The sequence below is a fragment of the Micromonospora marincola genome (genome assembly GCF_056150385.1).
Genome location: NZ_JAXCFT010000004.1, coordinates 383,140 through 409,736, shown reverse-complemented (window position 1 = coordinate 409,736; position 26,597 = coordinate 383,140). Strand labels below are relative to the sequence as shown.

The window sequence follows — 26,597 nt, the reverse complement described above, 5'->3', positions numbered from 1 at the left end:
TGGGACCTTTCGTCAGGTGGACGCGAGGGCTTCGGTGGGGGTGAGGCGGGCGGCGCGCATCGACGGGTAGACCCCGGCGACCACGCCCACGAGCAGGGCGCCGCCGATGCCGGCGCCGAGCGCGGCCGGCGGGATGACCGGTGGCCAGTGCTGGTGCGCCGCGTACCCGACGGTCGCGGCGACGCCGAGCAGGGTGCCGACGACGCCGCCGAGCAACGACAGGGCGACCGACTCGGCGAGGAACTGCGCGCGTATCTGGCCCCGGTGGGCGCCGAGGGCCCGCCGCAGGCCGATCTCGCGGCGCCGCTCCAGCACCGAGATGACCATCGTGTTGGCCACCCCGATGCCACCGACAAGCAACGCCACCCCGGCGAGGCCGAGGAAGAGCGCGCTGAACGTGGTTTCGGTGGTGCGTTTCGCGGCGAGCGCGTCCGAGGGACGGGTGACCCGGACCAGCCCCGCCCGGCCCGGCATCACGGTCGCCGGCAGCACCTCGCGGACCGCCTCCACGGCGGGTTCGTCACAACGGACGTAGACCACCGTGGGTCGGCCGTCGAAGCCCAGCTCGCGCTGCGCGGCGGGCCAGCCGACGAGGGCGGCGCGGTCGATCTCGGGGGCCAGCGGGACCGGGTCGAGGATGCCCGTCACGGTGAACCAGCGGCGGCCGATGAAGAGCTGCGGACCGCCGGCCGGGCTCTCGATGCCGAGCCGTCCCGCGGCCTCCGCACCGAGCACGACGGCCGGGAACCGCGCGGTCGGGGCGTCGAGCCAGCGACCCGACCGGACGTGGCCGTCGAGGAGATCGAGCAGTCGCGGCTGGGCGGCCAGCACGGTGGTGGCCGCCGAGTTGTCCGCGCGGTCGTTGCGCGCGACGGTGCTGCGCGTGTTCGCCACCGCCGCCGCGTCGGTGACCGGCCCGATCCGCCGGGCCATCTCGCCGGCGTGCTCGTCGAACGCCACCGGCGGCTGTTGGTCGGGCAGCGCGCTTGCCTGGAGCAGGTTGGTGCCGAGCTTCGCCAGGTCGCGCATCAGGGCCTGCTCGCTGGCGGCCGGGATGCCCATCACCACGACCATCGTGGCGATGCCGATGGAGATGCCGAGTGCCGAGAGGGCGGCCCGCGCCCGGCGTACCCGAAGGCCCACAAGTCCCAGGGCGAGAAGGTCTCTGGGGGACAGCCGCGTGGTCCTCATGCCGGCCTCGTGTCCGCGACGACGACGCCGTCGCGCATCTCGACGCGGCGCGGCAGCGAACCGGCGATGCCCCGGTCGTGGGTGATCACCACGATCGTGGCGCCCTCCGCGTTGAGCCGGCGGAGCAGGTCGAGCACGGCCCGCCCGTTCGCGGTGTCGAGCGCGCCGGTGGGCTCGTCGGCCAGCACCAGGGCGGGCCGGGTGGCCAACGCGCGGGCGATCGCCACCCGCTGCTTCTCGCCGCCGGAGAGCTGGTGCGGCAGGTGCTCCGTCCGGTGCCCGAGGCCGACCCGGTCGAGCGCCGCCCGGGCCACGTCGCGGCGCTCCCGCCGGGGTACGCCTGCGTAGAGCAGCCCGGTGCCGACGTTCTCCGTGGCGGTGAGGCCGTCGGTGAGGTGGAACTGCTGGAACACGAAGCCGATGCTGCGCCCGCGTAACGCGGACACCTGCCGGTCGGAGAGCGCGCCGACGTCGTGCCCCCGCACGAGGACCGTTCCGCTTGTCGGGCGGTCCAACGTGCCCATGATGTTGAGCAGGGTCGACTTGCCGGAGCCGGAGGCGCCGACGATCGCCAGCAGCTCGCCGTCGGCGACGGTGAGCGAGACCCGGTCGAGGGCGGTCACGGCGCCGCCGTAGACCATGCTGACGTCGCGTACCGCCAGGACGATGTCGGTCATGAGGCGGTGACCACCCGGGTGCCCTCGTCCACGCCCGCGCCGCTGATCTCGACCATGCCCATGGCGAACATGCCCGTCTCCACGGCGACCATCGGTCCACCCGCGACCTGGACGGCGTAGCCGCCCTCGCGCAGCGCGAGCAGCGCGGCGACCGGCACCGCGAGCACGTCCCGGCGGCTCTCCCCCGCGAACGTCACCTGCACCGGCGCCGAGTCCAGGTTCCGGACCGCCACCGAGCCCGTCAGCTCCACGGTCACTGTCACCTCGGCGGCGGTGGCGTCCCCGTCCCCGCCCGCCTCGGGGCTGCGGGCGTCGCGGTCGATCCGGGTGACCCGGCCCCGGGTGGTGTCGCCGGCCGGCAGTTCCACGTCGACCGTGGCGCCGTGCCGGATCGAGCCCAGCTCGGCGGCCCGCACCGCGACGGCGACGACCTTCCGCGTGCCGGTGACGATGAGCACGTCGCCGGTCGCCGGGTCGCCGAGCTGGGCGGTGACCCGGCTGACCCGGGCCGCGCCGGGCAACACGACCACGTCCACCGGGTCGAGCACGCCGGTCGCCGGCAGGCCGACGTCCTTCTGCCACGCCTTGACCGCGCGGACCACCTGCGCGGTGAGCACCGCGTCGCCGGGCCGGACGGTGAGCGTGGCGGACTTCCGAGTCGGCTCGTCGCCGACCCGGTAGCCGAGGGCACGCAGGTTGTCCACGAGCACCCGGACGTCCCGGCCGACCAGATCCGGGCCGTCCAGCTTGCGGAACAGCGGCGTGGTCCCGAAGAGGACCGTCACCGGGCGGTCGTCGTTGCGGTACAGCGGCCGGCCCCGCTTCACCGCCGCACCGACGGTGGGCAGCCAGGTCACCGTCCCGCCGGTCGCCCGGATCGTGCGCGGCACCCCGTACCCGAGGGTGCCCGGCATCGTCCGCGCGGTCGACAGGTCGGTCCGCTCCACCGCCACGGTCGCCGCCGCGTTGTCGTTCTTCCCGGCCCGGACCGGCTCGTCGGCGGCGGCGAGCCACCTGGTCACCACGACCTGGCCGGCGACGCCGGCGGCCAGCACCACGGCGGCGAGCGCCAGCGCCCTTGCCCGTCTCGTCATGCCCACCACGGTGGCCGGGAGTCGTCCGGACCCGGTCAGCGGTTTGTCGAGCGGTTGTCAGGTTTCGCCGGCGGCGTCGTCGGGCGTCCTACAGTCGGACCGTGCTCGCCAGAATCCTGATCGCCGAGGACGACCCCCGGCAGGCCGAGATCGTGCGCCGCTACCTCCAAGCCGCCGGCTGGGACCCGGTGGTGGTCGCCGACGGCCGCGCGGCCGTCGCGGCCGTCCGGCGGCGCGTTCCCGACCTGGTCGTGCTCGACGTGATGATGCCGGAGATCGACGGCCGGGACGTGTGCCGCGTGCTGCGGGTCGAGTACGACGTGCCGATCCTCATGCTCACCGCCCGCTCCGGCGCTGACGACCGGGTGCTCGGGCTGGAGGTCGGCGCCGACGACTACCTGACCAAGCCGTACGACCCGCGTGAGCTGGTCGCCCGGGTGCGGGCGCTGCTGCGGCGCGCGGCCCGGCGCCCGCCGCGGGAGGCCGGGCTGCGGGTGGGCGCGCTGACCGTCGACACGGCGGGACACACGGTACGCATGGACGACGTCGACGTGGCCTGCACCCGCCGCGAGCTCGCCGTGCTCGCGGTGCTGGCCGCGGAGCCGGGGCGGGTCTTCACCCGCCCGCAGCTCGTCGAGCGGATCAACGGCCTGGACCGGAACGCCACCGACCGGGGTGTCGACATGCACGTAATGAACCTGCGCCGCAAGCTGGAACGCGACCCGCGCCGACCGGCCTACCTGCTCACCGTGCACGGCGTCGGCTACAAGCTCGTCGACGGGTCGGCCGGGTGAGCCGTCCCGTTCCGCCGCACCGCAGCCTGGTGGTGCGGCTGCTGGGCACCTCGGTGCTGATCGTCGTGCTGTCGGTGGCGACCGCCGCCTGGCTGGCCGCGAAGACCGCCACCAGGGCGGCGCAGGAGGAGCGCGGCGAGTCGCTGGCCGGCGACTCGCGGATCTACAACACGCTGCTCGGGTACGCGGCGACCCACCCGGCGTGGGACGGCGTCGAGTTGATCGTCCAGGCGCTCGGGGAGGAGACCGGGCGGCAGGTCACGCTCACCACGACCGACGGTACGCCGATCGCCGCGACCCATCCGGGCGCCGCGTTGCCGGACCGGCCGACGGCGGTCGTCGACCCGCTCGGCGCCGCTTCCGGCGTCATCGATCCCCGTGTGGTCGGTCCGTACGAGCTGACCCCTTCGGAGCGGGCCGAGCAGCACCGGCTGGCCGAGCAGCGGGTGAGCTGCCTGCGCCGGCAGGGCGTCGGGGCGACCGTGCACGAGGCGCCCAACGGTCGCGCGGTGGTGCGGCTGGGCTCGCGGAACCCGACACCGCGGGCGGACTGCCGGTTCCGCGAGACCACGGCCACCAGCACCGAGAAACTGGCGGTGCGCGATCTGCTGGACCGGGTCACCCCGTGCCTGCGGGAGCGTCGCATCGGCGCCATCGACCTCGACTACGACCTCACCTGGCAGTTCCACGACCCGGAGGCGCCGGCCAGCCGGGTGGACGCCCAGGACTGCCTGGACGAGGCCCGGCGCGCGCAGCTCCGCCCCTACGTGGCCGCGCCGGCGCGCCTCTACCTCAGCCGGCCCGCCCGACCGCCGACACCTGTGTTCGACCTGTCCGCCGGCAGCACGCTGCGGATCGCCGGGGCCACCGGGTTCGTGCTGCTGGTCGCGATCACCGCGACCCTCGTCGTCGGCATGCGCCTGGTGCGGCCGTTGCGGGCGCTCACCGCCGCGGCGGATCGGGCCACCCATCGGCCCGAGCCGGTGGCGATCGCCCGCAACGACGAGATCGGCCGCCTGGCCGGCGCGTTCAACGACCTCGCCGAACGCAGCGAGCGCAGCGAGGAGCAGCGCCGCACCATGGTCAACGACATCGCGCACGAGCTACGCAGCCCGCTGACGAACATCCGCAGTTGGCTGACCGCCGGCCAGGACGGGCTGGCCGACCTCGACCAGGACATGCTGCGGCTGCTGCTGGAGGAGTCGGGCCTGCTCCAACACATCGTCGACGACCTCGCCGACCTCGCCGACGCCGACGCCGGCACGCTCGCCCTGCACCCGGGCGAGCACGACGTCGCCGACCTGCTCGCCCAGGTCACCGAGGCGCACCGGGGCGCCGCCGAACGGGTGGGCGTCGCGGTACACCGCACCGTCACGGGCGATCCGGTGGCCGTGGTCGACCAGGCCCGCTTCCGGCAGATCGTGGGCAACCTGCTCAGCAACGCGATCCGGTACACCCCGGCGGGCGGCCGGGTGGAGGTGCGCGCCCGGGACGACGGTGGCGACCTCGTCGTCGAGGTCGCCGACACCGGAGTGGGCCTCTCGTCCGCGGACCTGCCGCACGTCTTCGACCGGTTCTGGCGTGCCGACAGGGCCCGCACCCGTGCCACCGGCGGCAGCGGGCTGGGCCTGTCGATCGCCCGCCGGCTGGCCCAGGCGCACGGCGGCGACCTGACCGCCGTCAGCACGCCGGGCGCGGGCAGCACCTTCACGCTGCGGCTGCCCGGGAACGGGCGGGTCACGCCGTTCGGGAACGAATTCCTCCGGCCTGGCGTCGAACACGGGGTGACCCGTTCGTAACACGGGTGAGGGGCGACCGGCACGGTCGCCGGGAGACGGGAGCCACGCATGACGCGATATCTGATCTCGTTCAACGACGGCGGGATGGACCACATCCCCACCGAGGAGTTGCCCGAGGTGAGCAAGGCCACGCACGCGGTGACCCAGGACGCCGTGGACGCCGGCGTGTTCGTGTTCGGCGCGGGACTGGAACGCCAGCAGGCGAGCGTCGTGGCCACGGACGGGATGGTCACCGACGGCCCCTACCCGGAGACCAAGGAGGTCATCGGCGGGTTCGTGGTCGTCGACGTGGCGTCCCGCGAGGAGGCGCTGGCCTGGGCCGCCCGGTTCGCCGAGAGCTGCCGCTGCGCGCAGGAGGTCCGGGAGCTCCTCCCCGATCCCGAGCTGGACGTGATGCTGTACCGGGCCGACCGGCGATGGTGACGGTCGAGGGTGCGCCCCGTCCACCGGGACACACCCTCGACCCATCCACGTTCCCGCCGGGTCAGCAGCCGATCCGGCTGGACCCGACCGCGACGTCGTCGTACCACAGGGTGTCCGACCCGCCGCCGTAGCTCTCCCAGCCCAGCTTCAGGTCGGTGAGCTGCGGGCGCCAGGTGCGGTTGTACCACTGGCCGTCGATGTCGTGCGTCGGTGCGCCGTCCGCGGTCAGCCCGGCGACCGCGTTCCCGTCCAGCCAGGTACGGAGCTGACCGGCCGAGCCGTCGACCATGAACTCCAGGCAGGCCCACCGGTTGGTGGGCAGCGGCAGGCTCTGCGCCACGCCGGCCGGGCTCTGCTCGGGCAGGGTCGCGTCGTCGGAGGCGCGGTTCCACTGCATGGCGCCGTTCTGGCCGCCCATCCGCAGGTCCTTGTTGCCGTCGGCGGCGTCGGTCATCGCCAGCATCGTGGTGTGGTCGGTGGGCTGGGCGGTGGTGTGCCGCACCCAGATCCGGGCGTACCGAACACTGCCCACGCTGCCGAGGTTCTTGGTGGACCGGATGAAGACGTGGTTGCAGTATCCGGCGGCGCCGTTGATCCGGACCGCCCGGCTGCCGCTGTGGGTGGTGGTCGTGTCGATGGTGGCCGTGCCGGCGCCGGAGCAGTCCGGGTTCACCACGCTCCAGTCGCCGGACGGCGTCGAGCCGGTCTGGTTCTCGAAGCCGTCGCAGAGCACCGCCCCGGCGCACCCGACCGGCGGCGTGCTGGTCGGCGGCGCGCTTGTCGGCGGCGTCGACGTGGGCGGCGTGCTGGTGGGGGGTGTGGAGGTCGGCGGCGTGCTCGTCGGCGGCGTCGACGTCGGCGGCGGCGTGGTCGGGTTCAGCGTGGTGGGCCCGCCGGTCGGCGTCGGTCCGGCCCCGTTGCACGGCACGCCGTTCAGGGTGAACCCGGTGGGTGCCCCGCCGCCGGAGGCGAACGTGCCCTGCACGCCGAACTCGGTGGAGCCACCCGCCGGGATGCTGCCGTTGTACGACACGTTGCGGGCGGTCACCGTCGTCCCGGACTGGCTGACCGTGGCGTTCCAGCCGTTCGTGACGCGCTGGTCCCCGCCGTACGTCCAGGTGACCGTCCAACTGGAGACGGCGGTGTCGCCTGGGGAAACCTTGATGTTGGCGGTGAAGCCGCCGGGCCACTGGTTGTTCGTGTAGTCGACCTGGCAGCCCTGCGCGGCGGCGGCCGGGCCGGTGAGCAGGGCCGTTCCGGTCGCGGCCACGGCGGCGGCCAGCGCGGCGGCGGCGGCCAGGGTCGGGGCGGGGCGGGCACGGAGAATCGTCATGGAGGGTCCTTCTGCCATCGAGCGGGGCGGTAGCGGCACGGCGGCGCGCGTCCTGGACGGACGCGGTGCGACGACGCGCTCCGGTTGCGGCGCGGCGGTGCGCCACAGGGATTGGTCGGTGCTATGACCGATGTGCCCGGCTCGGGCGGTGCCCGCCCTCAATCTATTGACATATTGCTATTCAATCAAGCAGCCTGGTCCACACTTCGGACACTGATCGACATCGTCAATAGCATCGCGGAGCATCGATTCCATGAATGCCCGGTCCGCCGACGCTCGACCCACCACCGAGAGCGCGAGCCCCGAACAGACCCCCGCCGGAGCGTCACCAAGTGGGCCCGACCGGCGACGCCGACCGCGTCCCGAATGGGTCGTGGCGGCCCTGGCCAGCCTGCTGCTGTCGGTGGTGCTGACCTGGCCGACGTTGCGACACCCGGCGACCACGATCCCGGGCGATCTCGGCGACCCGACGTTGCAGGCGTGGCAGGTCGCCTGGGCGGGACACGCCGTGCTCCACGAGCCCTTCAATCTCTGGCATTCGAACACGTTTTATCCCGAGAGATACACGTACGCCTACAGTGACACGCTTCTCGGATATGCCCCGATCGGGATGCTCGGCTCCGGATTCGAGGCGGCCCTGGTCCGGTACAACGTGCTGTACGTGCTGCTGCACGCGCTTGCCTGTTTCGGGGCGTACGCGCTGGCGCGGCAGCTCGGGTCGAACCGGTGGGGCGGCGCGGTCGCCGGGGTCGCGTGGGCCTTCGCGCCGTGGCGGCTGGCGCACTCCGGCCACCTGAACATCCTGTCCAGCGGAGGCATCGCCCTGTCGCTGGCGATGCTTGCCCGTGGTCACGGCTGGTCGCTGCGCCACGGATACCGGCCGGAGCGGCGGCGACCCGGCTGGGCGCTGGCCGGCTGGCTCGTCGCCGCCTGGCAGGTGAGCCTCGGCTTCGGCATCGGGTTGCCGCTTGTCTACTTCCTGCTGGCCGCGGTGCTGGTGGCGGCCGGCGGCTACGGCTGGTCCTGGTGGCGACGGCGGGAACGCCCGCCGTTCGGCCGCCGGCTGCTGCTCGCGGATCTGGCCGGTGGCGCCGTGTTCGGCGCGGTGACGCTGCTACTGGGCCTGGTCTTCCTGCGCGTGGTCGACCTCAACCCGCAGGCCCAACGGGGGTTGGACTGGACGAAGATGTTCTCCCCACCACTGATGGGATTCCTCACCGCGCCCGCGGACTCGTGGATGTGGGGCGAGCGGCACGCCGCCGCGCGCGAGCAGTTGAGCTGGCCGCCGGAGATGGCGCTGCTGCCGGGGATGACAGTGCTCGGGCTCGCCGCGGCCGGGCTGATCGTCTCGGCGTACCCGCTGCGGCGCCGGATCGCGCTCGGGCTCGGCGTGCTCGGCACGGTGCTGCTGGGCCTGGGCGCGACGCTCGGCGGGGACGGGGACCCCGGCTACCTGACGTTGTCCACGCACCTGCCGGGCTGGGACGCGCTGCGCACCCCGGGCCGGATGATGCACTGGACAAGCCTGCTGCTGGCGCTGTTGGCCGCCGGGCTGGTGACCGCGCTCGCCGAATCTCCGGGCCGGCGCGCCAACCCGACCGAGCCGGCCGAGTCACCCGGCCGGCCCGCCCACCGCCGTCGCACGCGGATCCTCATGGCGCTGCTCCTGCTGGTGCCGCTGGCCCTGGTCACCGCGGAGGGGGTCAACACCACGCCCCACCCGGACGTGCCGACGCCGCCGGCGGCGATGCGGGCCGCGCAGGAACCGATGCTGGTGCTGCCCGCCGGCGGCGTGGGCGACCTGACGTACATGCTGTGGTCGACCGACGGATTCCCCCGGGTGACGAACGGGTTGGCGGGCTTCGAGCCGGTCAGCCAGGCACAGACGAAGGCCGCCATCGCGTCCTTCCCCGACCCGGGCAGTGTGGCCTACCTGCGCGGGATCGGCGTGCGATCCGTCGTGGCCGTGCCGAGCCGGGCCGCGGGGACGCCGTGGGAGGGCATCGAGGCGCGACCCGTCGACGGGCTGGGCATCACCCGGGAGGATGTCGATGGCGCACTCGTCTACCACCTCTGACCGGGACGGCGCCGGGGTGGCGACCGTGCGGCTGTCACTCGTGGTGCCCTGCTTCAACGAGGAAGCGTCGGTGGAGCGGTTGCACGAGACGGTGCGCGCCGCGCTCGCCGGCGTGCCCGACGTGGACGTCGAGGTGGTGTACGTCGACGACGGCAGCACCGACGGCACCCTGGCCGCGCTGCGCCGGCTCGCCGCCGCCGACGGATGCGTCCGCTACACGTCGCTGAGCCGCAACTTCGGCAAGGAGGCGGCGATGCTCGCCGGCCTGCGGCGGGCGACCGGCGACGCGGTCGTCATCATGGACGCCGACCTCCAGCACCCGCCGCGGCTGCTGCCCGAGATGGTGGCGCTCTACCGGCACGGCTTCGACCAGGTGATCGCCCGCCGGGACCGGCGCGGCGACCGGTTCTTCCGCACGATGGCCTCGCGGTCGTTCTACCGGGCCATCAACTGGTGGATCGACGTGCGCCTGCTGGACGGGGCGGGTGACTTCCGTCTGCTGTCCCGGCTCGCGGTGGACGCGGTCCTGACCATGCCGGAGTACAACCGGTTCTCCAAGGGGCTGTTCTCCTGGATCGGCTTCCGGACCGCTGTGGTGTCGCACCGCAACGAGATCCGGCAGGCGGGGCGGAGCCGGTGGACGTTCGGCAAGCTCTTCAACTACGCGTTCGACGGCCTGCTGTCGTTCAACAACCGGCCGCTGCGCCTGGCGATCTACGGCGGCCTGTTCCTCACCCTCATCGCGGTGGTCTACATGGCCTGGGTGGTCGCGGACGCCGTGGAGAAGGGCATCGACGTCCCCGGCTACACCACGATCATCGTGAGCGTGATCGGGCTCGGCGGCATCCAGATGATGCTCCTGGGTGTGATCGGGGAGTACATCGGCCGGATCTACTACGAGACCAAACGCCGACCGCACTATCTGGTGCAGGAGACCGAGCGCGCGGCCGGTCCGGACGAGCGGTGACCGCCCGCGCCTCCGCACGGGGGGCCCGCTTCTGAGTACGCCGGCTCGCCGTCCCCGGGCTACCGGTCGCCGTGCGGGCCGGCCGGGACCTCAACCCGCCGCCGGCACCTGCCACGCCCCGGCCGCCCGGGCACCGCATGGAACGCAGCGGCGGCGACACCCGCTGCCCGGGTTGCTGACCGGGACCCGGCCGGTACGCGCAGCGCGTACCGGCCGGGTCGCGGGATCGGGCGTCGCGCCCGAGGATCGTCAGCCCAGCACCACCCCCGAGGCGCCGACCCCGGCCAGGCCGGAGAAGATGTCCTCGTAGTACATCCGCCAGGCGCAGACCCGGCCGGTGGGGACGTACCCGGTGCAGGCCGTCGAGGTGTTGGTGTCGTCGATGGCCGAGTTCGTGCCGGTGGCGTAGACCTGGGTGGTGTTCGCCCCGTTCACGATCTCCACCGGGCCGCCGCTGTCACCCTGGCCGACCGCGTTGGTGCGGGTGGTGCTCTCCGCCTGCACCTGGCCGCAGACCGTGCCGAAGTTGCGGATGTTGATGCACAGGTCCCGGGCCTTGACCTGGATCGAGCACCGGGTGCCGGAGTAGGCGCCCGAGGTGCACACGAAGTTGCCGACCTGGCTGGCGAGCGCGCCGATCACCTGGTTGTTGAACTCGCTCGTCACCGCGCCGGCCGCGTCGGTGGTGTTGTTGAAGACCCGGCCGCCCCCGCTGCCGGCGAGGAGCAGCGTGTCGGTGCCGACGTTGCGGGTGCCGACGATGCCGATCGTCTGCCCGGTCGGGTCGGTGGCGAGATTGTTGAGGTTGCCGCAGTGCGCGGCGGAGAGCACCCGCGACACCCCGCCCTGGTAGACGCCGAAGCCGGTCGAGCAGCCGCCGCCGGTGGTCGCGTTACGCCACGCCGCGCCGCCCCACCACGGCGGCGAGTCGTCCCACCGGGTGGCGGGCGCGGCGGCGACGCCGGTCTGCACGGTCACCGGGACGCCGGCGAGGCTCGCCGCGCCGAGCAGCCCGTCCTGCGTACCGACGAGCAGGCCGGCGCCGTCGGCGCGCGGCCCGACCGTGGTGACCTCGCTGCCGGCCGCGGCGCGCAGCCGGGCGGCTGCCACCGCCAGCTCCCGCTGCGAGTACGCGGCGGGCAGCACCCGGGTCGGGACGACGCTGCGGGCGGCGGCCAGCAGACCGGCGGGCGCCGTGCCCTTCCAGTAGACCCGCAGCTGCCGGGTGGTGGGGTCGGCGACGACGCCGGCGAACCCGAAGTCCGGTCCCCGTCGCGCCGCCTGCTCGATCCGCGCGGCGGCGGTGTTCATCCGCTGCTGCACCCGGAACAGCTCCGCCCACGAGGCGAAGCCGGCCGGTGCCGGCGTGCTGTCCACGAACGACCGGGTGGTGGCCGTCTTGTCGGACGGCGCGGCGGCGGTGGCCGGCGCGGCGGACACGCCCGTGGCGAGCAGCGCCAGGCCGAACGCCGCGACGGCGGCGCGACGCAGCAGTCCGCCCCGTGTGCTCAGTGGTCGGTGACTCATCAGGTGCTCCCTTTCCCCAGGTGGCAAGGCGCGGGCCGAACCCGCACCGGGACGGTGGCACGGGGCGTCGGTGCCCTGCCGCGCATCCTGGACTCGGCTGGACACCGCCGGACAGCCACGGGCCGGATCCCGTCCTTCGGGAGGGAACTGTCGTACATCAGCATGGGTCTATGGGGTTGCTCACGCTCGGCCCTACCCTCCCCCTGGGCGGCCGGGGTGGGGCCGGTGGGGAGGCCGGATGTCCGATCAGGTGGGGCGTCGTGGTGCCCGGAGAACGTCACCGGGCGCGACCGCGACGGACCGCTCCGTGAGTCCGCTGATCCACGCCGCCGACGCGGCCCGGACCGTGCCGGAACTGGCCGGCCTGCTGCGCGAGCTGCGTCGCCGGGAGGCGCGGCAACAGGGCGAGACCCAGTTGACGTACCGGCAACTGGCGGCGAAGACCGGCTGGTCGCGAGGGGTGATCGGGGAGTACTTCGCCGGGAACATCCTGCCGCCGACGGAACGGTTCGACATCCTGATCCGGCTGCTCGGAGCCACCGCCGCCGAGCAGGGGGCGCTGGCCACCGCGCGGGACCGGGTGGAGGAGGCCCGACGGCAGCCGGACCGGGACGAGACACCCGCCGTACGGGCCGGCGGCGGACGGGCCCGCTCCCGGCCGGCACGACTGCCCGTACCGCGCCAGTTGCCGCCGGCCCTGCCCGGCTTCGTCGGCCGCGCGACGCAGTTGGCGCGGCTGGACGCCGGCGACGACCGGGACGGGCCGGCGGACGGCGAACCCGCCTCGACCATCGTGGTCCTGTCGGGCACCGCCGGGGTGGGCAAGACGACGCTCGCGGTGCACTGGGCGCACCGCGCCGCGGACCGGTTCCCGGACGGCCAGCTCTACGTGGACCTGCGGGGGTTCGACGCCACCGGGGCGGTGGTGACACCGGCGGAGGCCGTCCACGGCTTCCTGGAAGCGCTGGGCGTGTCTCCGGAGCGGATGCCCGTCCACCTGTCCGCGCAGGTCGGCCTCTACCGCAGCCTGCTCGCCGACCGCCGGATCCTGGTGCTGCTCGACAACGCCCGCGACGTCGAGCAGATCCGGCCCCTGCTGCCCGGCAGCCCGGGTTGCCTGGTCCTGGTCACCAGCCGCAACCGGCTCGCCGGCCTGATCGCGGCCGAGGGCGCCCGGTCGATCCCGGTGGGGCTGCTCAGCAGCGCCGAGTCGTGGCAGTTGCTGGCCCGGCGTCTGGGCGCGGACCGGTTGACGGTCGAGCCGCAGATCGTGGACGAGATGGTCGAGCGCTGCGCGCGGCTGCCGTTGGCGCTGGCGGTGCTCGCCGCCCGGGGCGCGGCGCACCCCGCCTTTCCGCTCGCGACCCTCGCCGCCGAACTACGCGAGGCGGCACGGCTGTTGGACGCGTTCGACACCGGGGACACCGGCACCGACGTGCAGGCGGTCTTCTCCTGGTCGTACCGGAACCTGACCCCGCCGGCGGCGCGGCTGTTCCGGCTGATCGGCTGCCACCCGGGCCCGGAGATCGGAGTTCCGGCGGCGGCCAGCCTGGCCGGCCTGCCCCGCAGCCGGATGCCCCGGCTGCTGGCCGAGCTGGCCCACGCGCACCTGCTCAGCGAGCACGCGCCCGGCCGGTTCGGCGCGCACGACCTGCTGCGGGCGTACGCGGCCGAGCTGACCGAGCGGCTCGACCCGGACGACAAGCGGCAGGCGGCTATCCGGCGTGGACTGGACCACTATCTGCACTCCGCGCACGCCGCCGCGGTGCTGCTGCAACCGGGATGGGATCCGGTCCCCCTGCCCGATGCCCCACCCGGCGTGGTGCCCGAGGAGATCACCGACCCGGCGCACGCGCTCGCCTGGTTCAACGCCGAGTACCGCGTGCTCCTGGCGGCGGTGGTGCATGCCGGGCGCACCGGGTGCGACGGTCACGCCTGGCGGCTCGCCCGGACCCTGGTGGACTTCCTGCAACGCCAGGGACGCTGGTCGGACCTGGCCGACGCCCAGCGCACCGCCCTGACCGCGGCGCGGCAGGCGGGCGAGCGCGCCGGTCAGGCCAACGCCCACCGCGACCTCGCCCGCGCCCTGGTCCGTCTGGGCCGGGAGGAGGAGGCCGCCGGCCACTACCGCGACGCGCTGGCGCTCTTCGCCGACCTGGGCGACGACAGTGGGCAGGCCCGCACCCACCGGGCGTTCGGCGCCATGCTCGACGCGCTGGGCCGGTACGAGGAGTCGCTGCACCACGCCGCGCGGGCGCTGGCGCTCTATCAGCACACCGGCAACCCGGCCGGGCAGGGCAGCGCCCGCAACGCGATGGGTTGGGCACATGCCCGGCTCGGCCGGTACGGCGCGGCGCGCGAGCACTGCGAGCAGGCGTTGGCGCTGCTGCGCCGCACCGACGACCGGCACGGTGAGGCGAACACCTGGGACAGCCTGGGCCTCATCCACGACCGGCTCGGACACCACCGCCGGGCGATCCGGTGCTTCGGCCGGGCGCTGACGCTCTACCAGCGCATCGGAGACCGGTACGACGAGGCGGACACGTTGACCCGGCTCGGTGACTGCCGGCACTCCTCGGGCGACCGGGCCGGCGCGCTCCGCACCTGGCGGCGGGCCCTGATCATCCTCGACGGCCTGGGCCATCCGGACGTCGAAGGGGTACGCGAGCGGATGGCCCGGGCGTCGGCCCCCGGAACACCCTCGTGACGCCGGACCGACCCGGCCGGCCGCACCGTCAGCGCAGCCGGGTCTTCCAGTCCTGCGGCACCCGGCCCCGGGGACCCGGGGCCGGCTGGTCGAGCGGGCGCGCGTGCGGCTCGGGCAGCTCCGGCCCGTCGGCGAGGAGCCGGTCGTCGGCGTAGTCCCAGAACCACGACTCGCCGGGCTCGAAGCTCTGGACGACCGGGTGACCCGTGGTGGCCGCGTGTGCGGTCGCGTGCTGGCCCGGTGAGGAGTCGCAGCAGCCGACGTGGCCGCAGGCCGCGCAGCGGCGCAGGTGGAACCACCATCCGCCGGCGGACTCGCACTCGACGCAGCCCGTTCCGCTCGGTGGGACGGCAGGGATGATCACCGCGGTCTCGGCCGACGGTTCCGGCTGGGATTGGTTGTCCATCTCCGGAGCCTATCCACGGGTGCGGTCATCGGCAGTTCTTGCCCTTGTTCAGGCAGGTGGCGATGCGTTGCATGGTCTGGGCGGAGTTGACGTTGACGAAGTCGTTGTGGTCGGAGAAGGGGTTGTGGTTCTCCTCCGGGAAGGAGTCGAGGGCGTACTGGCCCTTGACCTGCACCTCCCGCGGGATGTCGTAGGAGATCGTGATCCGGAGCTGCGGGATCGCGACGAAACCCTGCGGGCAGGCGCCGGTGGCCCGGTCGGCGAACGCGAGGTGGTCGCGGTGGTTGGCGCTGTCGGTGTTCGTGCCGTCCCAGCAGCCGGGGAAGTCCTGGACCCGTTGCACCTGGCGGCCGGCCGGGCAGATCGGATACCTGTCGGAGAGCCGATCGGTGAACCCGGAGCAGGTCCAGGTGGCGCGGGCGTTGGCCGGGCCACGGCTAGTGGGTTTGGCGTCGCCGGTCAGTGCGCGCAGGAACGCGGGCATCGGCACGACCTTGCCGACCGGGTTGCCGCGGTACTCGATGAGGACCGACGCCGGTCGCAGGATCTCGCCTGTGTTGTTGGGGAGTTCCAGGTTCGCGCCCTGCGGGTCGGGCAGCGGGCTCGCGCTGCCGGTCGGCGCCGTGGCCGGTTGGCCGCCGCGCTGGTCGAGCGTGCACGTGGCGAGGGCGTCGAGGCCCTGGGGACGGGCGCCACCGCGGCCGATGGCGATGGCGATCCGGTCGAGCACGGCGATCCGCTTGGCCCTCAGCGGGCCGAGGACGACGTTCTCGACGAAGCCGGCACCACCCTCACCGCGGCTGGTGACCAGGCGTTGGTTCGCCTCGGAGATCTGCCGGTCGAGTTCACCGAGGCCGCGGTCGACCTCGGCGAGGGCCGGTTGAGGCACGCCGGGGAGCCGATCCCGTACGGACGGGCAGGTCACCTGCGGGGTGGCCGACCTGGCGGCGGCGGTGTGCCCGGCGCGCAGACGGGCGTGGATGGCGTCGTAGCTGACATCGCAGTCGGTGAGCGAGCGCAGGCGGGCCGGGTTCTGCCCGCCGGCCCGGCGGATCGTGTCGCCGATCGCGGCCAGCGAGGCCGCCCGGCGGGTCCGCAGCCACTGCAGCACGTCGTTGGTGAGCTGGACGTGCACGCCGCGGGTGGCCCAGACGCGCCGGTCGGCGGCGACCCGGTACCGCTCCAGGTCGGCCAAGTGACTGTCGACTGCCGCCTTCGCCCGGACGGGTACGGCGGGAAGGCGGTCACGCACGGACGGGCAGACCACGGTTCCCGGGGTGGCGGCCAGCGCCCGCCGGATGTCCTCGTCGTCGGGGCGCACCGTGCGGTCGATCCGCACCACCGGCCAGAAGTACGAGGACCTGTCACCGTTGACGCAGGTGGTTCCCGAGGCGGCCAGGTCGGCGTCCGACGAGTTGGCGGTGATGGCGAGGTTCCCGATGAAGTCGTGCACGTGCTCGGCGCCGTTCCGCACCCCGGGTTGGGCGACCGGGTTGTCCGGGCTGAACTTGCGGTTGCCGTTCGTCCCGCAGTCGACGGTGAACCGGCCGGTCGAGGCGCCCGGCCCGGTCCGGGGGCGGACCACGTTCGGCCTGACCTGGTCGATCGGGACGAAGGACGACAGGTTCGTCGCCGCGTCCGCGGTGCCCTTACCGCCGCTGGAGACGAACGTGGCCGTCAGCGCGCCGGTCGCGGCGAGCACCACCGCGCCCAGGACGATCCGCGTGGGTGTCGCGCCACCCGACGGTCCCCTTCCGTAACGCCTTCTCATGTCGCTTCTCCTCGATCGCGGGGGCCGGCCCGTCGTCTCGCCGGCTGTCGCGTTCGGGTACGGCCGCACCTGGTACGGCCGATCAGCTTTTCCCGGCGCGTCACGGATCGGTAAGAACTCGACCGGCCCTCATGTGCCGGGCGGCCGGCGTCCGCAGTCGACCTGCGCGCGGGCGTGCTCCTGGTGCGCGCCGATGTCGACCGCGATCGTGTGGGCCGCGGTGTGGTGGCTGAGCGCGTCCGCGATGTCGCCGGTCGGGCGCGCTGCTTCGGCGATCCCGTTGAGCGCGCTCGCTTCCCCGTACCGTTCCCCGGTCGTGCCCCGCAGGCCGGCCGGTGGCCCGTGGTGCGGCCGGCGATCGGCGGTGGTGGTGGTGCCGTCGGCCGAGGTGGCGGCGACGACCTGGATCTGCAACGCCAACCGGGCCGGCCCGTTCGGCGCCGCGCCGCAGCCACCGGCCCGGGTGGACTGTGCGGCGACCGCGCTGACCCGACTCCCCGACCGGCGGAGCGCGTCGTCGACAGGCAGTTGGTGGCGGCGGGTGGTGGAGGGGTCGACCTGGCCGTACGCGCCGTTGACCCTGGCGCCGGGGCAGCGCGGCCGGGTCATGGTGACGTTCACCCCGGGCGGACCGGTCGGGGAACGGGTGTCCGGATCGTTGACGGTGACCGCTGTCGACACCCGGACCGGGTTCGCCACGGAGGTGGCCGCGGTGCCCTACGCGTACACCACGGGGCCTCGTGCGGAGGTCAACTCGTCGATGTCCGCTTTCCGATTCGACGACTGTCGATAGGTGACTGCGGCCTGACAGCCCGTCTCTAGGCTGCCAACCATGGCGCCGGGTCCGCCGACCATCCTGGAGGCCGCCGACGAGGCGGCCCGGCCGCTGCGCGCCGTGCTGGAGGACGTCTGGTCGACCCTCGACACCGCGGTCGAGGGCGAGGGCCGCTGGCTGGAGCTCTACGGCGGCGTACCCGCCGATCCGGTGTTCGTGTGCGTCGACGCGATGAGCAACGTGCTGCACGTCCGCTTCGAGGGGGCCGACTCGCTCACCGTCAGCTATCTGCCGGGCTGGTGCTACGAGGCCGCCACCGCGGCGCACGCGGACCGGCGACCGGAGGCGTCCGCGATCCTGGTTACCGACGTCGACACCGCCCAGCCGCTTGCCTTCGAGCTGAGGGTCGAGCACCGGATCACCGGCGCAGAGCGGAACGTCGTGGTCGGCGGAGAGACGATCTCGTACGCGCCGCTGCCGATGGGATACACGTTCACGCCCGCACGCGCCTTCGAGATCCAGGAGGCGAACCCGGACGTCACCCCACTCGTGCACTGGAGCGCGATGCGGCTGCTGCTGGCGATGGCGCCGGGTGTGTCGTACTCGGCGCGGCCCCTGCTCGGCGCCGACGGGCTGCGGGCGCTGCGCGCCGTTCACCTGCCCGGGGACGGACCCACCCGCTGCGACCAGAGCCTGGCGTTCGAGATCCAGCGCCACCGGCACCCGGACACGCTGCCGCCGCTCGGCGGTCCGCTGCGGGCGGTCCCGCTCACCGAACCCGACCTGGTGGCCGGGACCGTCGCGTTGGAGGCGGCGGTCGGGGGGAGCGGCGGCGCGCTGCTGCCGGCGGCCGTCCAGCAGGCCCGGGTGGACGGACTCGACCTGGTGCTGGTCCGCCCCGACCCGGACCGCCCGCCCGCCGGCCAGCCCTGGTCCTGGCAGCCCGAGTGGTTCGTCGCCGCCGCCTCGGTCCTCGACGCCGTCGCGTTCGCGCTGGCCAAGGACCTGTACGACACCTACGTCGACTGGCTGGGCGGGATACCCGACAGCGCGCCGCTGCCGATCCGCATCCGGGTCGACCCGGCCAGCGCCGAGGACCGTTTCGCCTACCGGCTTGACGTGCTGGACTCCGACGGCGAGCCGGTCGGCGGCCCGGTGACCGGGGTGCCCGACGGGCCGGCGTTCCAGTTGACCGTGATCCGCACCGCGGGGGTGCGGGTGTTCCTCGACGACGCGGTCGGCGCCGCCGGGGTGAGCACTCTCAAGGGCATTGTCAGGTATCGGGAGCAGGTGGCCACGCACTTCGACGACGTGCCCCTGGAGATCACCGACGAGGTGGTGCCGGTGGTGGATCTGCGGGATGAGCCGGCGACGGTGGAGGAGATCGCCCACGTGGTGGTCACGGTGGGCCAGTTCGTCCCCGTACCCACCATCCAGGCCATGTACGACCTGCGTGACCTCGGTTCCGTCGCCGCGTACGTGCTTACCGGCAAGGATCTCTCCGGGGAGCCGGTGAGTGGCCTGTCGGCCGCGCTGACTTTGGGCGGCGTGCTGGTGCCCCCGGTGGTGGAGCGGGTCGGCGGTTCGCTGCTGGCGGCCGGTCGGCGGGTGCTGACCCGCGGCGACGTGCCGCTGCCCCGACTGGCACGGGCGGCGGCGGTGGCAACCACCCCGTTGGACAAGGATCTGGCCGAAACCCTGCTCACGGGCCTGTCGCAGGTGTCGCCATGACCTGGCAGATGGAACTGCTGCGGCAGCAGGCGCTGCTGGTGACGCAGCAGCGGTTGGCCACCAGGGCCGGCAGGGAGATCGCGAAAGCGGCGACCGAGGCGCCGATCCCGACCGCGTTCCTGCGTGATCCGGCGCAACTCGTCGACCGCTCCGGCGTCGCTCTGGAACCCGCGCTCCTGCAGGATCTCTTCCAGGCCGCCCGGCGGGACAAGCCACGGCTGACGGCCGACGAGTTCCTCGCCGGCGGTGTCTCCGGCTCGGTGTTGCACGGCTTCGTCGACGCGTACCTCGGTCCGGCCGCCGCGACCATGCTGCGCACCACCGACCCCGACCTCTACCGCCAGGCGCTCGTCCAGGCGTTCCACGACTTCCGGTTCAGCCCGACGCCGTACGACGGCGGCATCGCCTACAGCAGGTACCGCTACCAGACCGGGCGCCACGTGGCGTTGCCGGAGGACCTCAACGTCCTCCCGATGAACGCGCCGACCGGGCCGGACTCGCACTATCCGCCCTACGGGTCGCTCGTCACCCGCCGCGGCCATCGCATCATCGCGATGGTGATGGCATCCCGGGCGTGGGGACGCGACATCCCGCTCGACACGCGCGGTGTCAGCCTGTTCCGGGCGCTGGATCTCACGAGCGACGACATGCTGCACGCCTGGGACTTCGACCCCGATCTGCTGCTGTCCAAGCCGCAGATCGCCCACATGATCACGACTGGCGAAGCGCCGGTGTACCAGTTCAAACTCGTGCGCGAGGAGCCCAGCGCCCGCACCGCCGAGCAGGCACGGTGGGAGTTGGCGACCCGGCTGGGGGACGACGCCTTCATCGAGGCCGACGAGGCCGAGCTGCAACGGCTGTGGAGCCACCACGGCAGCGACACCGCCCGCGAGACCGGGGATCCCACGAACCTGGAGACACGGTACGCCCGGGATCCGTACTACCGGATGTCCCGGGACGAGCTGTTCGGGATGGCCTTACGCCTCCCGGGCGCCTGGAACGTGCGGATCCGCCCCTACGAATGGGAACACAGCCTGACCCAGCGATTCGCCCGACTCATGAACGGCTGGGCGCGACGGCTGCGCAAGCACCTGGACGAGACCCTCTGGACCAGCCGACTGTCGATGCTCACCGGCGCCGCCGAGCCGGCCAACCTCCAGCTCCTCTCGCCCTGGGAGCACGCCCGCGTCGACCTGCACGCCGGGCGGATGTTCAACGGTGTGACACGCGTCGACAGGTACGGCAACCGGGCCGTACCCACCCTCCGTGAGGTGGCGGCGTACGACGACGCCGCCCGGGCGGCCGACTCCCCGCTGTCGAAGGGCGGGACGCTGCGGGCGTTCCCGCTCACCGACACGGCGCGCGCCGACGAACCGATCGTGGCGTTCGACCAGTTCACCCTCGCGGAACTGGTCGGCGCGCTGCACGAGGACGAGTGGCAGCGGGCTCTGAAGGCGGCGGCCGGCCAGAGCGGCCAGGTGCGCGCCGACTGGAACCGGCTCGTGGACCGGCTCGACACACACCTCGCCGCGTACGGCATGCCCGCGGCCCTGCACCTGCCGAAGATCTGACCACAACCGAGTCGGGAGACCGGAGGGGAACAATGACCACCCCTGTCACCACCCACGTGGGCCTACGGTTCGTCCAGTTGCGCCGGGAGGGCGACGCCGCCCCGGACACCTGCACCACCGGCCCGAAACTGATCGACGCGGTCGTCGACTTCCGGGACGCCTGGTCGGATCCCGTCCGGGAGGTCGTCACCGAGGGGGACGACGACCGGGCGCGGCGACTGCTCGCCAAACGGCTGGCGGGGAGGGACGACCGCCTCGACGAACTCGGCCGGCAGACGCTGTGGCTGTTGCTCCGGGTCGCCGTCGATGCCCGGCTGACCGTCGGCGGGCTGCGCGACGGCGTCGCCGGGTGGGCCACCGAGCACGACCTGGACGCCGGGCAGCTCGCCTCGGCGGCGGCGGAGCTGACCACCTGGGTGGTGGACGTGCTGGTGCTGGGCCGGTTCCTGCGGATCCCCCGGTCACCGGCAGCGGTCGTGCTGGTCCGTGTCCTGCGCGGGATGACGCTGCTGCGCCTCGCCCGGTCCGACGCCGACGCGGCGTGTCTGGTCCGGGCCCTGCTCGGCGGACGGGACGTGCTGCTGCCGGACCCGCCGGCGCCGCCGCGGACCGACGCGGACGCCGATCGGGCCGACCGGTTCGCCGACCTCGGTCAGACCCTGCGGCGGCTGCGCGCCCGGGCCGGCGCCGTCGGGCTGACCGACGCGACGGTGCGGGACCTGCGGGACAGCGGCTTTCCCGATCTCGGTCCGGCGATCGCGGCCACCACGCAGGCGGCGGCCGATCTCGGTGTTCCGGACACCACCACGCTGAGCAGCCTCGCCCGGGTGTTCTCCGCCGAGCAGGACGACGCCCGGCGCCGGGCGACGGCGAAGCTTGACCCGGGCGAGTTCGAACCGGTCCCGTCGCACCCCGGCCCGGCCGATCCGCTGCCCTATCCGGGGCAGCCGACGGTGCCGGTGCTCGACGCGTACGCCCGCATCGCCGGCCGGGGCGACCTCATGGTCATCCGTACCGCGCTGCTGCGCTACCAGCCCGGCGAGATCTCGTACGTCGAGAACGTGCTCGCCAGCGAGACGCGCGGGCGGTCCCACGTGGCCGACACCCGCACCAGCGACACCGTGACCACGATCAGCAAGTCGATCGACGCGTCCACCGAGGAACTCGAGTCCACCGAGCAGAACAGCCTGGACCGGGCGTTGGTGACGGCGGCGTCGCAGCAGAACTCCACCTCGCTGGGCGTGAGCGTGTCAGGTGGGCTCGGGCCGGTCCAGGCCGGCATCGAGATCAACGTCGACCAGTCCACCTCGACCGAGACGAGCAGCAGCTCGGCGGTGTCCTACGCCAAGACGCTCACCGAGAGCGCCAGCCAGCTCCTGCGTACCGAGACCGGGCAACGCCGCACCACCACGAGCAGCGTCCGGGTCACCGAGACCAACACCCACTCGTTCGACAACGCCGCCGGCGCCGCGAACATCAGCGGTGTCTACCGCTGGCTGGACAAGGTCGACCAGGCGCAGGTCTACAACTACGGCGAGCGGCTGATGCTGGAGTTCATCGTCCCGGAGCCCGCCGCCACGCTCGTCTGGTTGAACACCCGGACGTCCGAGGACACGAGCGCGGGAGCCGTCCCCAAGCCGCCCGCCTGGTTCCTCGACGTCGACGACCTGGACGACGACAACTGGGCCGCCAAGGCCGCCCGCTGGGACATCTTCGGCGTCGAGCCGCCCCCGGATCCGGAGGTCTTCGCCACCGCCACGTTCGTCGACCCGCCCGCCCGGCCGTTCGACTATCCCAAGAACTCCACCGACAAGTCCCAGCCCGAATGGGGGTACGCCTCCTACACCGGCGAGGTCGCGGTGCCGGCCGGTTACGAGGCGAGCCGGGCGTACGTCCGGACCACCTGGGGCCTGTCCGAGGGTGAGTACCCCACCGACGTCGGCAGCCCGCCACAGGCCGTGCAGATCGCGGTCGGTGAGCACCGGTTGACCCTCAACGACAGCACCCAAGGTGTGTCGGTCATCGACTTCGACTCACCGGTCCCCGGGCCGGTCCCGATCGGCATCAGCACCGACCAACGGGGCGGGCTCACCGTCGTGGTGCGGGTCCGGTGTGCCCGGACCGACGGCGCGTTCGAGGCGTGGCGGTTGCGGGCCTGGGAGACGATCCGGGCCGGATACCTGGCCCAGCGCTCCGCCTACGACAACGACCAGGCCCGCCGGCAGGCACGCACCGCCTACCAGGCGGACGGGTCGGCGGCCACCCTGCGGCAGGTGGAGCTGCTGGAACTCAAGCGGGCCTGTCAGACCGTGCTCACCGGGCAGGAGTTCGACCTGTACGGCGCGCTCGACACACCGGACGACGAGGCTCCCCGCATCGACCGGATGCAGATCGTCGCCGAGGCCGACCAGATCCAGTTCGCCGAGGAGAACTTCGAGTGGGAGAACCTGATCTACCTGTGCTACCCCTACCAGTGGGCCGGCCGGGACCGCTGGGTCACCGTCCGCAGCCGCACCAGCAGCGACCCGCTGCACCAGGCGTTCCTCCAGGCCGGCGCGGCCCGGGTCGTGGTGCCGGTCCGGCCCGGCTACGAGTACGCCGTCGGTGAGTTCCTCGCCACCTCCCGGGTGCCCACCCTGTCGCCACGGCCGTGGCGCGACGGCGGCAACCCGTACCCGCCGATCGAGGACCTGATCGCCGACGCCCTCGACCGGCCGGGTGACGAGGTGGCCGTCGGCGACCCGTGGGAGGTGGTCACCCCGACCTCGCTCGTCCAGTTGCAGGCCGGTCCCGACCTCAACCCGCCGAGCCCGACCGGCCGGTAGCAGGTGCGGTCAGGGTGACCGGTGTGCCGGGGCGTAGTCGGGGCCGACCACGGCGAGCAGGGCCAGGGTGTCGGCGTCCGGGGATCCGGCCGGCGCGGTGTAGAGCACGAGGTGCTGGTCGCGGTCGGTGAGGTCCAGCGAGTCGCAGTCGACGGTGACCTCACCGACCACCGGATGGTGGAAGGTCTTGGTGAGCATCGACGCGGCCCGCACGTCGTGGCGTTCCCAGAGACGGGCGAAGTCGGCGCTGCCCTGGCGCAGCTCGGCGACCAGGTCGGTCACCGCGGGGTCGCGTGGATACCGGGCGTGGGTGGCCCGCAGTCGCCGGACGGCGTGCCGGCGGAACTCGGCGGCGTCGGAGACGCCGTACATCGGCGCGGCGGCGGGCGCCGGCCCGAGGAACGCCCGGCGCGCGAGGTTGCGCTCCCGAGGGGTGAGCCGCCCGAAGTCCTCCATGAGCGCGGCGGCGAGTTCGTTCCAGGCGAGCACCTCGAACGTCGCGGACGTCACGAACGCGGCCGTGCCCGGCAGCCGGCCGAGAAGCGCGAGGATGCTCGGGCGTACGTCCCGGCGGTGCAGCCCGGCGCGGCTCGGCGTGGCGCCGGCGAGGACGTGCAGGTGGTCGGACTCGACGTCGGTCAGCCGCAGCGCGCCCCCGATGGCGGCGAGGACCTCGCCCGAGGGCCGTGGCGCGCGGCCCTGTTCCAGTCGCACGTAGTACTCGGTGGAGATGTGCGCGAGCACCGCGACCTCCTCGCGGCGCAGGCCCGGCGTACGGCGTCGCCGGCCCGGGGCGAGGCCGACGTCCTCCGGTCGCAGCCGCTCGCGGCGGCTGCGCAGGAACGCCCCGAGTTCGTGTCTGTCCATCCCCCGAGTCTGCCTCCCGCGCGGCGGCGGAGCCTGGTACCGCCTGTGCCTGTCTGCGCGGTCGCGCCGCTACCACGCTTGGCCCATGACCAACGACGGGAACACCACACCGATCGGCCTGCTCACCGGCAAGGTCGTGTTCATCACCGGCGCGAGCCGCGGAATCGGGGAAGCCGCGGCCCACCTGTTCGCCCGCGAGGGCGCCAGGGTCGTGCTCGCCGCCCGGGGCGCTGACGCCCTGCACCGGATCGTCGCCCGGATCCGCGCCGACGGCGGCGCCGCCGACGCGGTCACCATGGACCTCGCCGACCGGGCGAGCGTACGCGCCGCCGTCGACCGTGTCGACGAGCTGCACGGTCGCCTCGACGGCGCCTTCAACAACGGCGCGGCGCTCCAGCAGCCGGGGCCGCTCGACACGACGAGCGACGAGGACGTGGAACGGCAGTTCACCGTGAACTTCCGCGGGCACTGGACGGCGATGACCGCCGAGGCGGCGCTGATGCGGCGCACCGGCGGCGGCGCGATCGTCAACACCTCAAGCATCGGCAGTCGCCACGCGAACCGGGACCTCCCCGCCTACGGTGCGATGAAGCGGGCGCTCAACAGCATCACCGAGAGCGCCGCCGTCACCTGGGCCGGCCAGGGAATCCGGGTCAACGGCATCACGCCGGGCGGCACCGCGACCGAGATGATCGACGCCTGGGAGGCGGCGTCCCCGGGCGTGATCGAGCGGATCAACGCCCGCATTCCGCTGGGTCGGATGGCCGAGCCCCGGGAGGTCGCCGAGGCCGCCGCCTGGCTGCTCAGCGACCGCGCCGCCATGGTCACCGGCGCGATCGTCCCGGTGGACGGTGGGGCCGGCGCCTGACACCTCCGGCCGTGGCGCGCACGGCGGTCAGGGCGCGGGCGGGGGATCCGCCGGACGGCTGCTGGCGTGGTAGGAGTCCTTGGCGGCGACCACGGCGGCCTGGAGGTGCTCGGGATCGACGCCGTGCACGTTGAGCGGCGGGTGCACCCGCCGGACAAGCTCGGCCTCGATGGTCGCCGGCTCCGCGTCCTCCGCCCAGGTCAGGCGCAGGTGCGTGCGCATCCACGCGGTCAGCCGCGCCTCGTCCTCGGGGACCAGGACGACACGATCGGTCCAGGTCGTCCGGTAGCCCTCGGCCACCAGGAGCCCGGCCAGGGTGCGCCGCAGCGTCGAACTGCCCGAACGCCTCAGATGGTTGCGCAGGATCCGGCCCCGCAGGCTTGTCGCCCGCCCGAGATACAGCAGCCGTACGGACGGGTCGTGCTCGTTCGTCGGCCCGGGAAGGTCGGGGAGGACGGAGTGCGCAGCCCACCAGGCGTAGACACCGCTGCCACGGCTGAGCCGCTTGACTGCGACATCGAGGCCGGCCGGCGCGCCGGAGAGCAGTCGCAGGGCCTCGTCGACCCGGGCTTCGTCGGTGGGAACGTCGTCGCGTCGCCGTTCGGGAAATGTCATCGGGACCATGGTAGGTGCCGGGCGGATCGCGGCCGGCGCAGGAGGCGTACCCGCTGTTCCTTGACCCTCGACCTGGTGGAGCCCGCACCCTTCGTGCGTGACATTCGAAGAACGTGACACGCGACAGGATCGTCAGGTGATCGACCTGGAGCGGCTGCGGCCGATCCTGCGGGCGAGTTGGGGAGCGGACACCTGCGATCCGCACGACGTGGCGGCCTGGCACCCCGGCAACCCGGCCCGCGGGCAGTGCGGGGTCACCGCACTTGTCGTGCAGGAACTCCTCGGCGGAGCGCTCATCCTCGGCGAGGTCTTCGTCGGTGACGTCAAAGTCGGTCACCACTACTGGAACCGGCTGCCCGGCAGCGACGACGTCGACCTCACCGCCGACCAGTTCCACCCGGGAGAGGCAGTCGTCGGCGGCCGGGTGCAGCACCGTCCGCCGGGCCCGCCCGGGCGGTGCCGGCAGCAGTACGACCTTCTCCGGCAGCGCGTCCGGTCCGCCATGCGGGAGATCTCGCCGGGCGGGAGACCCGCCTTGCCGAGGAGCTGACGAACGCTGTCGCGGCCCGTGTACGGCGA

At 73.5% G+C, this 26,597-nt stretch carries 21 protein-coding genes; 11 read left to right on the top strand and 10 right to left on the bottom strand.

Features of this window, described 5'->3' with window-relative positions:
* Positions 1-12: 12 nt before the first annotated feature.
* From SM450_RS13115 to SM450_RS13105, 3 genes are read right to left on the bottom strand one after another with little or no spacing between them, the layout of a single operon-like run.
* The gene (locus SM450_RS13115) at positions 13-1,191 is read right to left on the bottom strand and encodes an ABC transporter permease (RefSeq protein ID WP_474619989.1); all 1,179 of its coding nucleotides are present in this window, start codon (positions 1,189-1,191) and stop codon (positions 13-15) included.
* The gene (locus tag SM450_RS13110) at positions 1,188-1,868 is read right to left on the bottom strand and encodes an ABC transporter ATP-binding protein (RefSeq protein ID WP_474619988.1); all 681 of its coding nucleotides are present in this window, start codon (positions 1,866-1,868) and stop codon (positions 1,188-1,190) included. Before SM450_RS13110 ends, SM450_RS13115 begins: the two co-directional genes overlap by 4 nt.
* Positions 1,865-2,962 (bottom strand): peptidoglycan-binding protein, encoded by a 1,098-nt coding sequence (locus SM450_RS13105; RefSeq protein ID WP_474619987.1) that lies wholly within the window; start codon positions 2,960-2,962, stop codon positions 1,865-1,867. Before SM450_RS13105 ends, SM450_RS13110 begins: the two co-directional genes overlap by 4 nt.
* Positions 2,963-3,063: 101 nt before the next feature.
* Here SM450_RS13105 and SM450_RS13100 point away from each other — a divergent pair, with 101 nt between their 5' ends.
* From SM450_RS13100 to SM450_RS13090, 3 genes are read left to right on the top strand one after another with little or no spacing between them, the layout of a single operon-like run.
* Positions 3,064-3,756 carry a response regulator gene (locus SM450_RS13100; protein WP_474619986.1) on the top strand — a complete coding sequence of 231 codons (693 nt, stop codon included), beginning with the start codon at positions 3,064-3,066 and terminating at the stop codon, positions 3,754-3,756.
* Positions 3,753-5,555 (top strand): sensor histidine kinase, encoded by a 1,803-nt coding sequence (locus SM450_RS13095; protein WP_474619985.1) that lies wholly within the window; start codon positions 3,753-3,755, stop codon positions 5,553-5,555. The genes SM450_RS13100 and SM450_RS13095 overlap by 4 nt, the downstream gene beginning before the upstream one ends.
* Positions 5,556-5,603: 48 nt before the next feature.
* Entirely contained in the window at positions 5,604-5,978 is a 375-nt protein-coding gene (locus tag SM450_RS13090) for a YciI family protein (RefSeq protein WP_474619984.1), read from the top strand.
* A 61-nt stretch (positions 5,979-6,039) separates the two neighbouring features.
* On the opposite strand, the gene SM450_RS13085 is transcribed toward SM450_RS13090, so the two are convergent.
* Complete coding sequence (locus tag SM450_RS13085; RefSeq protein ID WP_474619983.1) at positions 6,040-7,311, bottom strand: cellulose-binding domain-containing protein; 1,272 nt, start codon at positions 7,309-7,311, stop codon at positions 6,040-6,042.
* Between the two features lie 253 nt (positions 7,312-7,564).
* On the opposite strand from SM450_RS13085, the gene SM450_RS13080 reads away from it, so the two are divergent.
* Together SM450_RS13080 and SM450_RS13075 are read left to right on the top strand one after the other, a co-directional pair.
* Entirely contained in the window at positions 7,565-9,388 is a 1,824-nt protein-coding gene (locus tag SM450_RS13080; protein WP_474619982.1) for a hypothetical protein, read from the top strand.
* Positions 9,363-10,355, top strand: coding sequence for a glycosyltransferase family 2 protein (locus tag SM450_RS13075; RefSeq protein WP_474619981.1), 993 nt, complete (start codon positions 9,363-9,365; stop codon positions 10,353-10,355). The genes SM450_RS13080 and SM450_RS13075 overlap by 26 nt, the downstream gene beginning before the upstream one ends.
* A 249-nt stretch (positions 10,356-10,604) precedes the next feature.
* Here the strand turns inward: SM450_RS13075 and SM450_RS13070 are convergent, their stop codons facing one another.
* On the bottom strand, positions 10,605-11,882 hold the full coding sequence (locus SM450_RS13070; protein WP_474619980.1) for a chymotrypsin family serine protease: 1,278 nt from the start codon (positions 11,880-11,882) through the stop codon (positions 10,605-10,607).
* A gap of 307 nt (positions 11,883-12,189) precedes the next feature.
* On the opposite strand from SM450_RS13070, the gene SM450_RS13065 reads away from it, so the two are divergent.
* Positions 12,190-14,589, top strand: a complete 2,400-nt coding sequence (locus tag SM450_RS13065; RefSeq protein WP_474619979.1) for a tetratricopeptide repeat protein — start codon at positions 12,190-12,192, stop codon at positions 14,587-14,589.
* Between the two features lie 28 nt (positions 14,590-14,617).
* Here the strand turns inward: SM450_RS13065 and SM450_RS13060 are convergent, their stop codons facing one another.
* The 3 genes from SM450_RS13060 to SM450_RS13050 form a co-directional block, all read right to left on the bottom strand.
* Positions 14,618-14,995 (bottom strand): UBP-type zinc finger domain-containing protein, encoded by a 378-nt coding sequence (locus tag SM450_RS13060; protein ID WP_474619978.1) that lies wholly within the window; start codon positions 14,993-14,995, stop codon positions 14,618-14,620.
* Between the two features lie 25 nt (positions 14,996-15,020).
* Positions 15,021-16,766, bottom strand: coding sequence for a DUF1996 domain-containing protein (locus SM450_RS13055; protein ID WP_474619977.1), 1,746 nt, complete (start codon positions 16,764-16,766; stop codon positions 15,021-15,023).
* A 129-nt stretch (positions 16,767-16,895) separates the two neighbouring features.
* Positions 16,896-17,465 carry a hypothetical protein gene (locus SM450_RS13050; RefSeq protein WP_474619976.1) on the bottom strand — a complete coding sequence of 190 codons (570 nt, stop codon included), beginning with the start codon at positions 17,463-17,465 and terminating at the stop codon, positions 16,896-16,898.
* Between the two features lie 133 nt (positions 17,466-17,598).
* Between SM450_RS13050 and SM450_RS13045 the strand changes: the two genes are divergently transcribed.
* The 3 genes from SM450_RS13045 to SM450_RS13035 are packed head-to-tail and all read left to right on the top strand — an operon-like array spanning position 17,599 to position 23,668.
* Positions 17,599-19,272: a hypothetical protein gene (locus SM450_RS13045; RefSeq protein ID WP_474619975.1), complete on the top strand. Its 1,674-nt coding sequence runs from the start codon at positions 17,599-17,601 to the stop codon at positions 19,270-19,272.
* Complete coding sequence (locus tag SM450_RS13040; protein WP_474619974.1) at positions 19,269-20,843, top strand: hypothetical protein; 1,575 nt, start codon at positions 19,269-19,271, stop codon at positions 20,841-20,843. The genes SM450_RS13045 and SM450_RS13040 overlap by 4 nt, the downstream gene beginning before the upstream one ends.
* Before the next feature lie 32 nt (positions 20,844-20,875).
* Complete coding sequence (locus SM450_RS13035; RefSeq protein ID WP_474619973.1) at positions 20,876-23,668, top strand: hypothetical protein; 2,793 nt, start codon at positions 20,876-20,878, stop codon at positions 23,666-23,668.
* Positions 23,669-23,677: 9 nt separating this feature from the next.
* Here SM450_RS13035 and SM450_RS13030 read toward each other — a convergent pair whose 3' ends face one another.
* The gene (locus SM450_RS13030) at positions 23,678-24,535 is read right to left on the bottom strand and encodes a helix-turn-helix transcriptional regulator (RefSeq protein WP_474619972.1); all 858 of its coding nucleotides are present in this window, start codon (positions 24,533-24,535) and stop codon (positions 23,678-23,680) included.
* An 85-nt stretch (positions 24,536-24,620) separates the two neighbouring features.
* Here SM450_RS13030 and SM450_RS13025 point away from each other — a divergent pair, with 85 nt between their 5' ends.
* Positions 24,621-25,403: an SDR family NAD(P)-dependent oxidoreductase gene (locus SM450_RS13025; protein WP_474619971.1), complete on the top strand. Its 783-nt coding sequence runs from the start codon at positions 24,621-24,623 to the stop codon at positions 25,401-25,403.
* A gap of 27 nt (positions 25,404-25,430) precedes the next feature.
* On the opposite strand, the gene SM450_RS13020 is transcribed toward SM450_RS13025, so the two are convergent.
* Positions 25,431-26,018 carry a GIY-YIG nuclease family protein gene (locus SM450_RS13020; RefSeq protein ID WP_474619970.1) on the bottom strand — a complete coding sequence of 196 codons (588 nt, stop codon included), beginning with the start codon at positions 26,016-26,018 and terminating at the stop codon, positions 25,431-25,433.
* 136 nt (positions 26,019-26,154) lie between these two features.
* Here SM450_RS13020 and SM450_RS13015 point away from each other — a divergent pair, with 136 nt between their 5' ends.
* Positions 26,155-26,568: a YunG family protein gene (locus tag SM450_RS13015; protein ID WP_474619969.1), complete on the top strand. Its 414-nt coding sequence runs from the start codon at positions 26,155-26,157 to the stop codon at positions 26,566-26,568.
* The last annotated feature ends 29 nt before the right edge of the window (positions 26,569-26,597 follow it).

What these genes read in the sequence shown, in the direction of transcription:
- SM450_RS13090 (WP_474619984.1), top strand. Translation starts at nt 5,604, where the DNA reads ATGACGCGATATCTGATCTCGTTCAACGACGGCGGGATGGACCACATC.
- SM450_RS13055 (WP_474619977.1), bottom strand. Translation starts at nt 16,766, where the DNA reads ATGAGAAGGCGTTACGGAAGGGGACCGTCGGGTGGCGCGACACCCACG.
- SM450_RS13020 (WP_474619970.1), bottom strand. Translation starts at nt 26,018, where the DNA reads ATGACATTTCCCGAACGGCGACGCGACGACGTTCCCACCGACGAAGCC.
- SM450_RS13045 (WP_474619975.1), top strand. Translation starts at nt 17,599, where the DNA reads ATGGCGCCGGGTCCGCCGACCATCCTGGAGGCCGCCGACGAGGCGGCC.
- SM450_RS13110 (WP_474619988.1), bottom strand. Translation starts at nt 1,868, where the DNA reads ATGACCGACATCGTCCTGGCGGTACGCGACGTCAGCATGGTCTACGGC.
- SM450_RS13075 (WP_474619981.1), top strand. Translation starts at nt 9,363, where the DNA reads ATGGCGCACTCGTCTACCACCTCTGACCGGGACGGCGCCGGGGTGGCG.
- SM450_RS13080 (WP_474619982.1), top strand. Translation starts at nt 7,565, where the DNA reads ATGAATGCCCGGTCCGCCGACGCTCGACCCACCACCGAGAGCGCGAGC.
- SM450_RS13115 (WP_474619989.1), bottom strand. Translation starts at nt 1,191, where the DNA reads ATGAGGACCACGCGGCTGTCCCCCAGAGACCTTCTCGCCCTGGGACTT.
- SM450_RS13085 (WP_474619983.1), bottom strand. Translation starts at nt 7,311, where the DNA reads ATGACGATTCTCCGTGCCCGCCCCGCCCCGACCCTGGCCGCCGCCGCC.
- SM450_RS13105 (WP_474619987.1), bottom strand. Translation starts at nt 2,962, where the DNA reads ATGACGAGACGGGCAAGGGCGCTGGCGCTCGCCGCCGTGGTGCTGGCC.
- SM450_RS13030 (WP_474619972.1), bottom strand. Translation starts at nt 24,535, where the DNA reads ATGGACAGACACGAACTCGGGGCGTTCCTGCGCAGCCGCCGCGAGCGG.
- SM450_RS13035 (WP_474619973.1), top strand. Translation starts at nt 20,876, where the DNA reads ATGACCACCCCTGTCACCACCCACGTGGGCCTACGGTTCGTCCAGTTG.
- SM450_RS13025 (WP_474619971.1), top strand. Translation starts at nt 24,621, where the DNA reads ATGACCAACGACGGGAACACCACACCGATCGGCCTGCTCACCGGCAAG.
- SM450_RS13040 (WP_474619974.1), top strand. Translation starts at nt 19,269, where the DNA reads ATGACCTGGCAGATGGAACTGCTGCGGCAGCAGGCGCTGCTGGTGACG.
- SM450_RS13060 (WP_474619978.1), bottom strand. Translation starts at nt 14,995, where the DNA reads ATGGACAACCAATCCCAGCCGGAACCGTCGGCCGAGACCGCGGTGATC.
- SM450_RS13070 (WP_474619980.1), bottom strand. Translation starts at nt 11,882, where the DNA reads ATGAGTCACCGACCACTGAGCACACGGGGCGGACTGCTGCGTCGCGCC.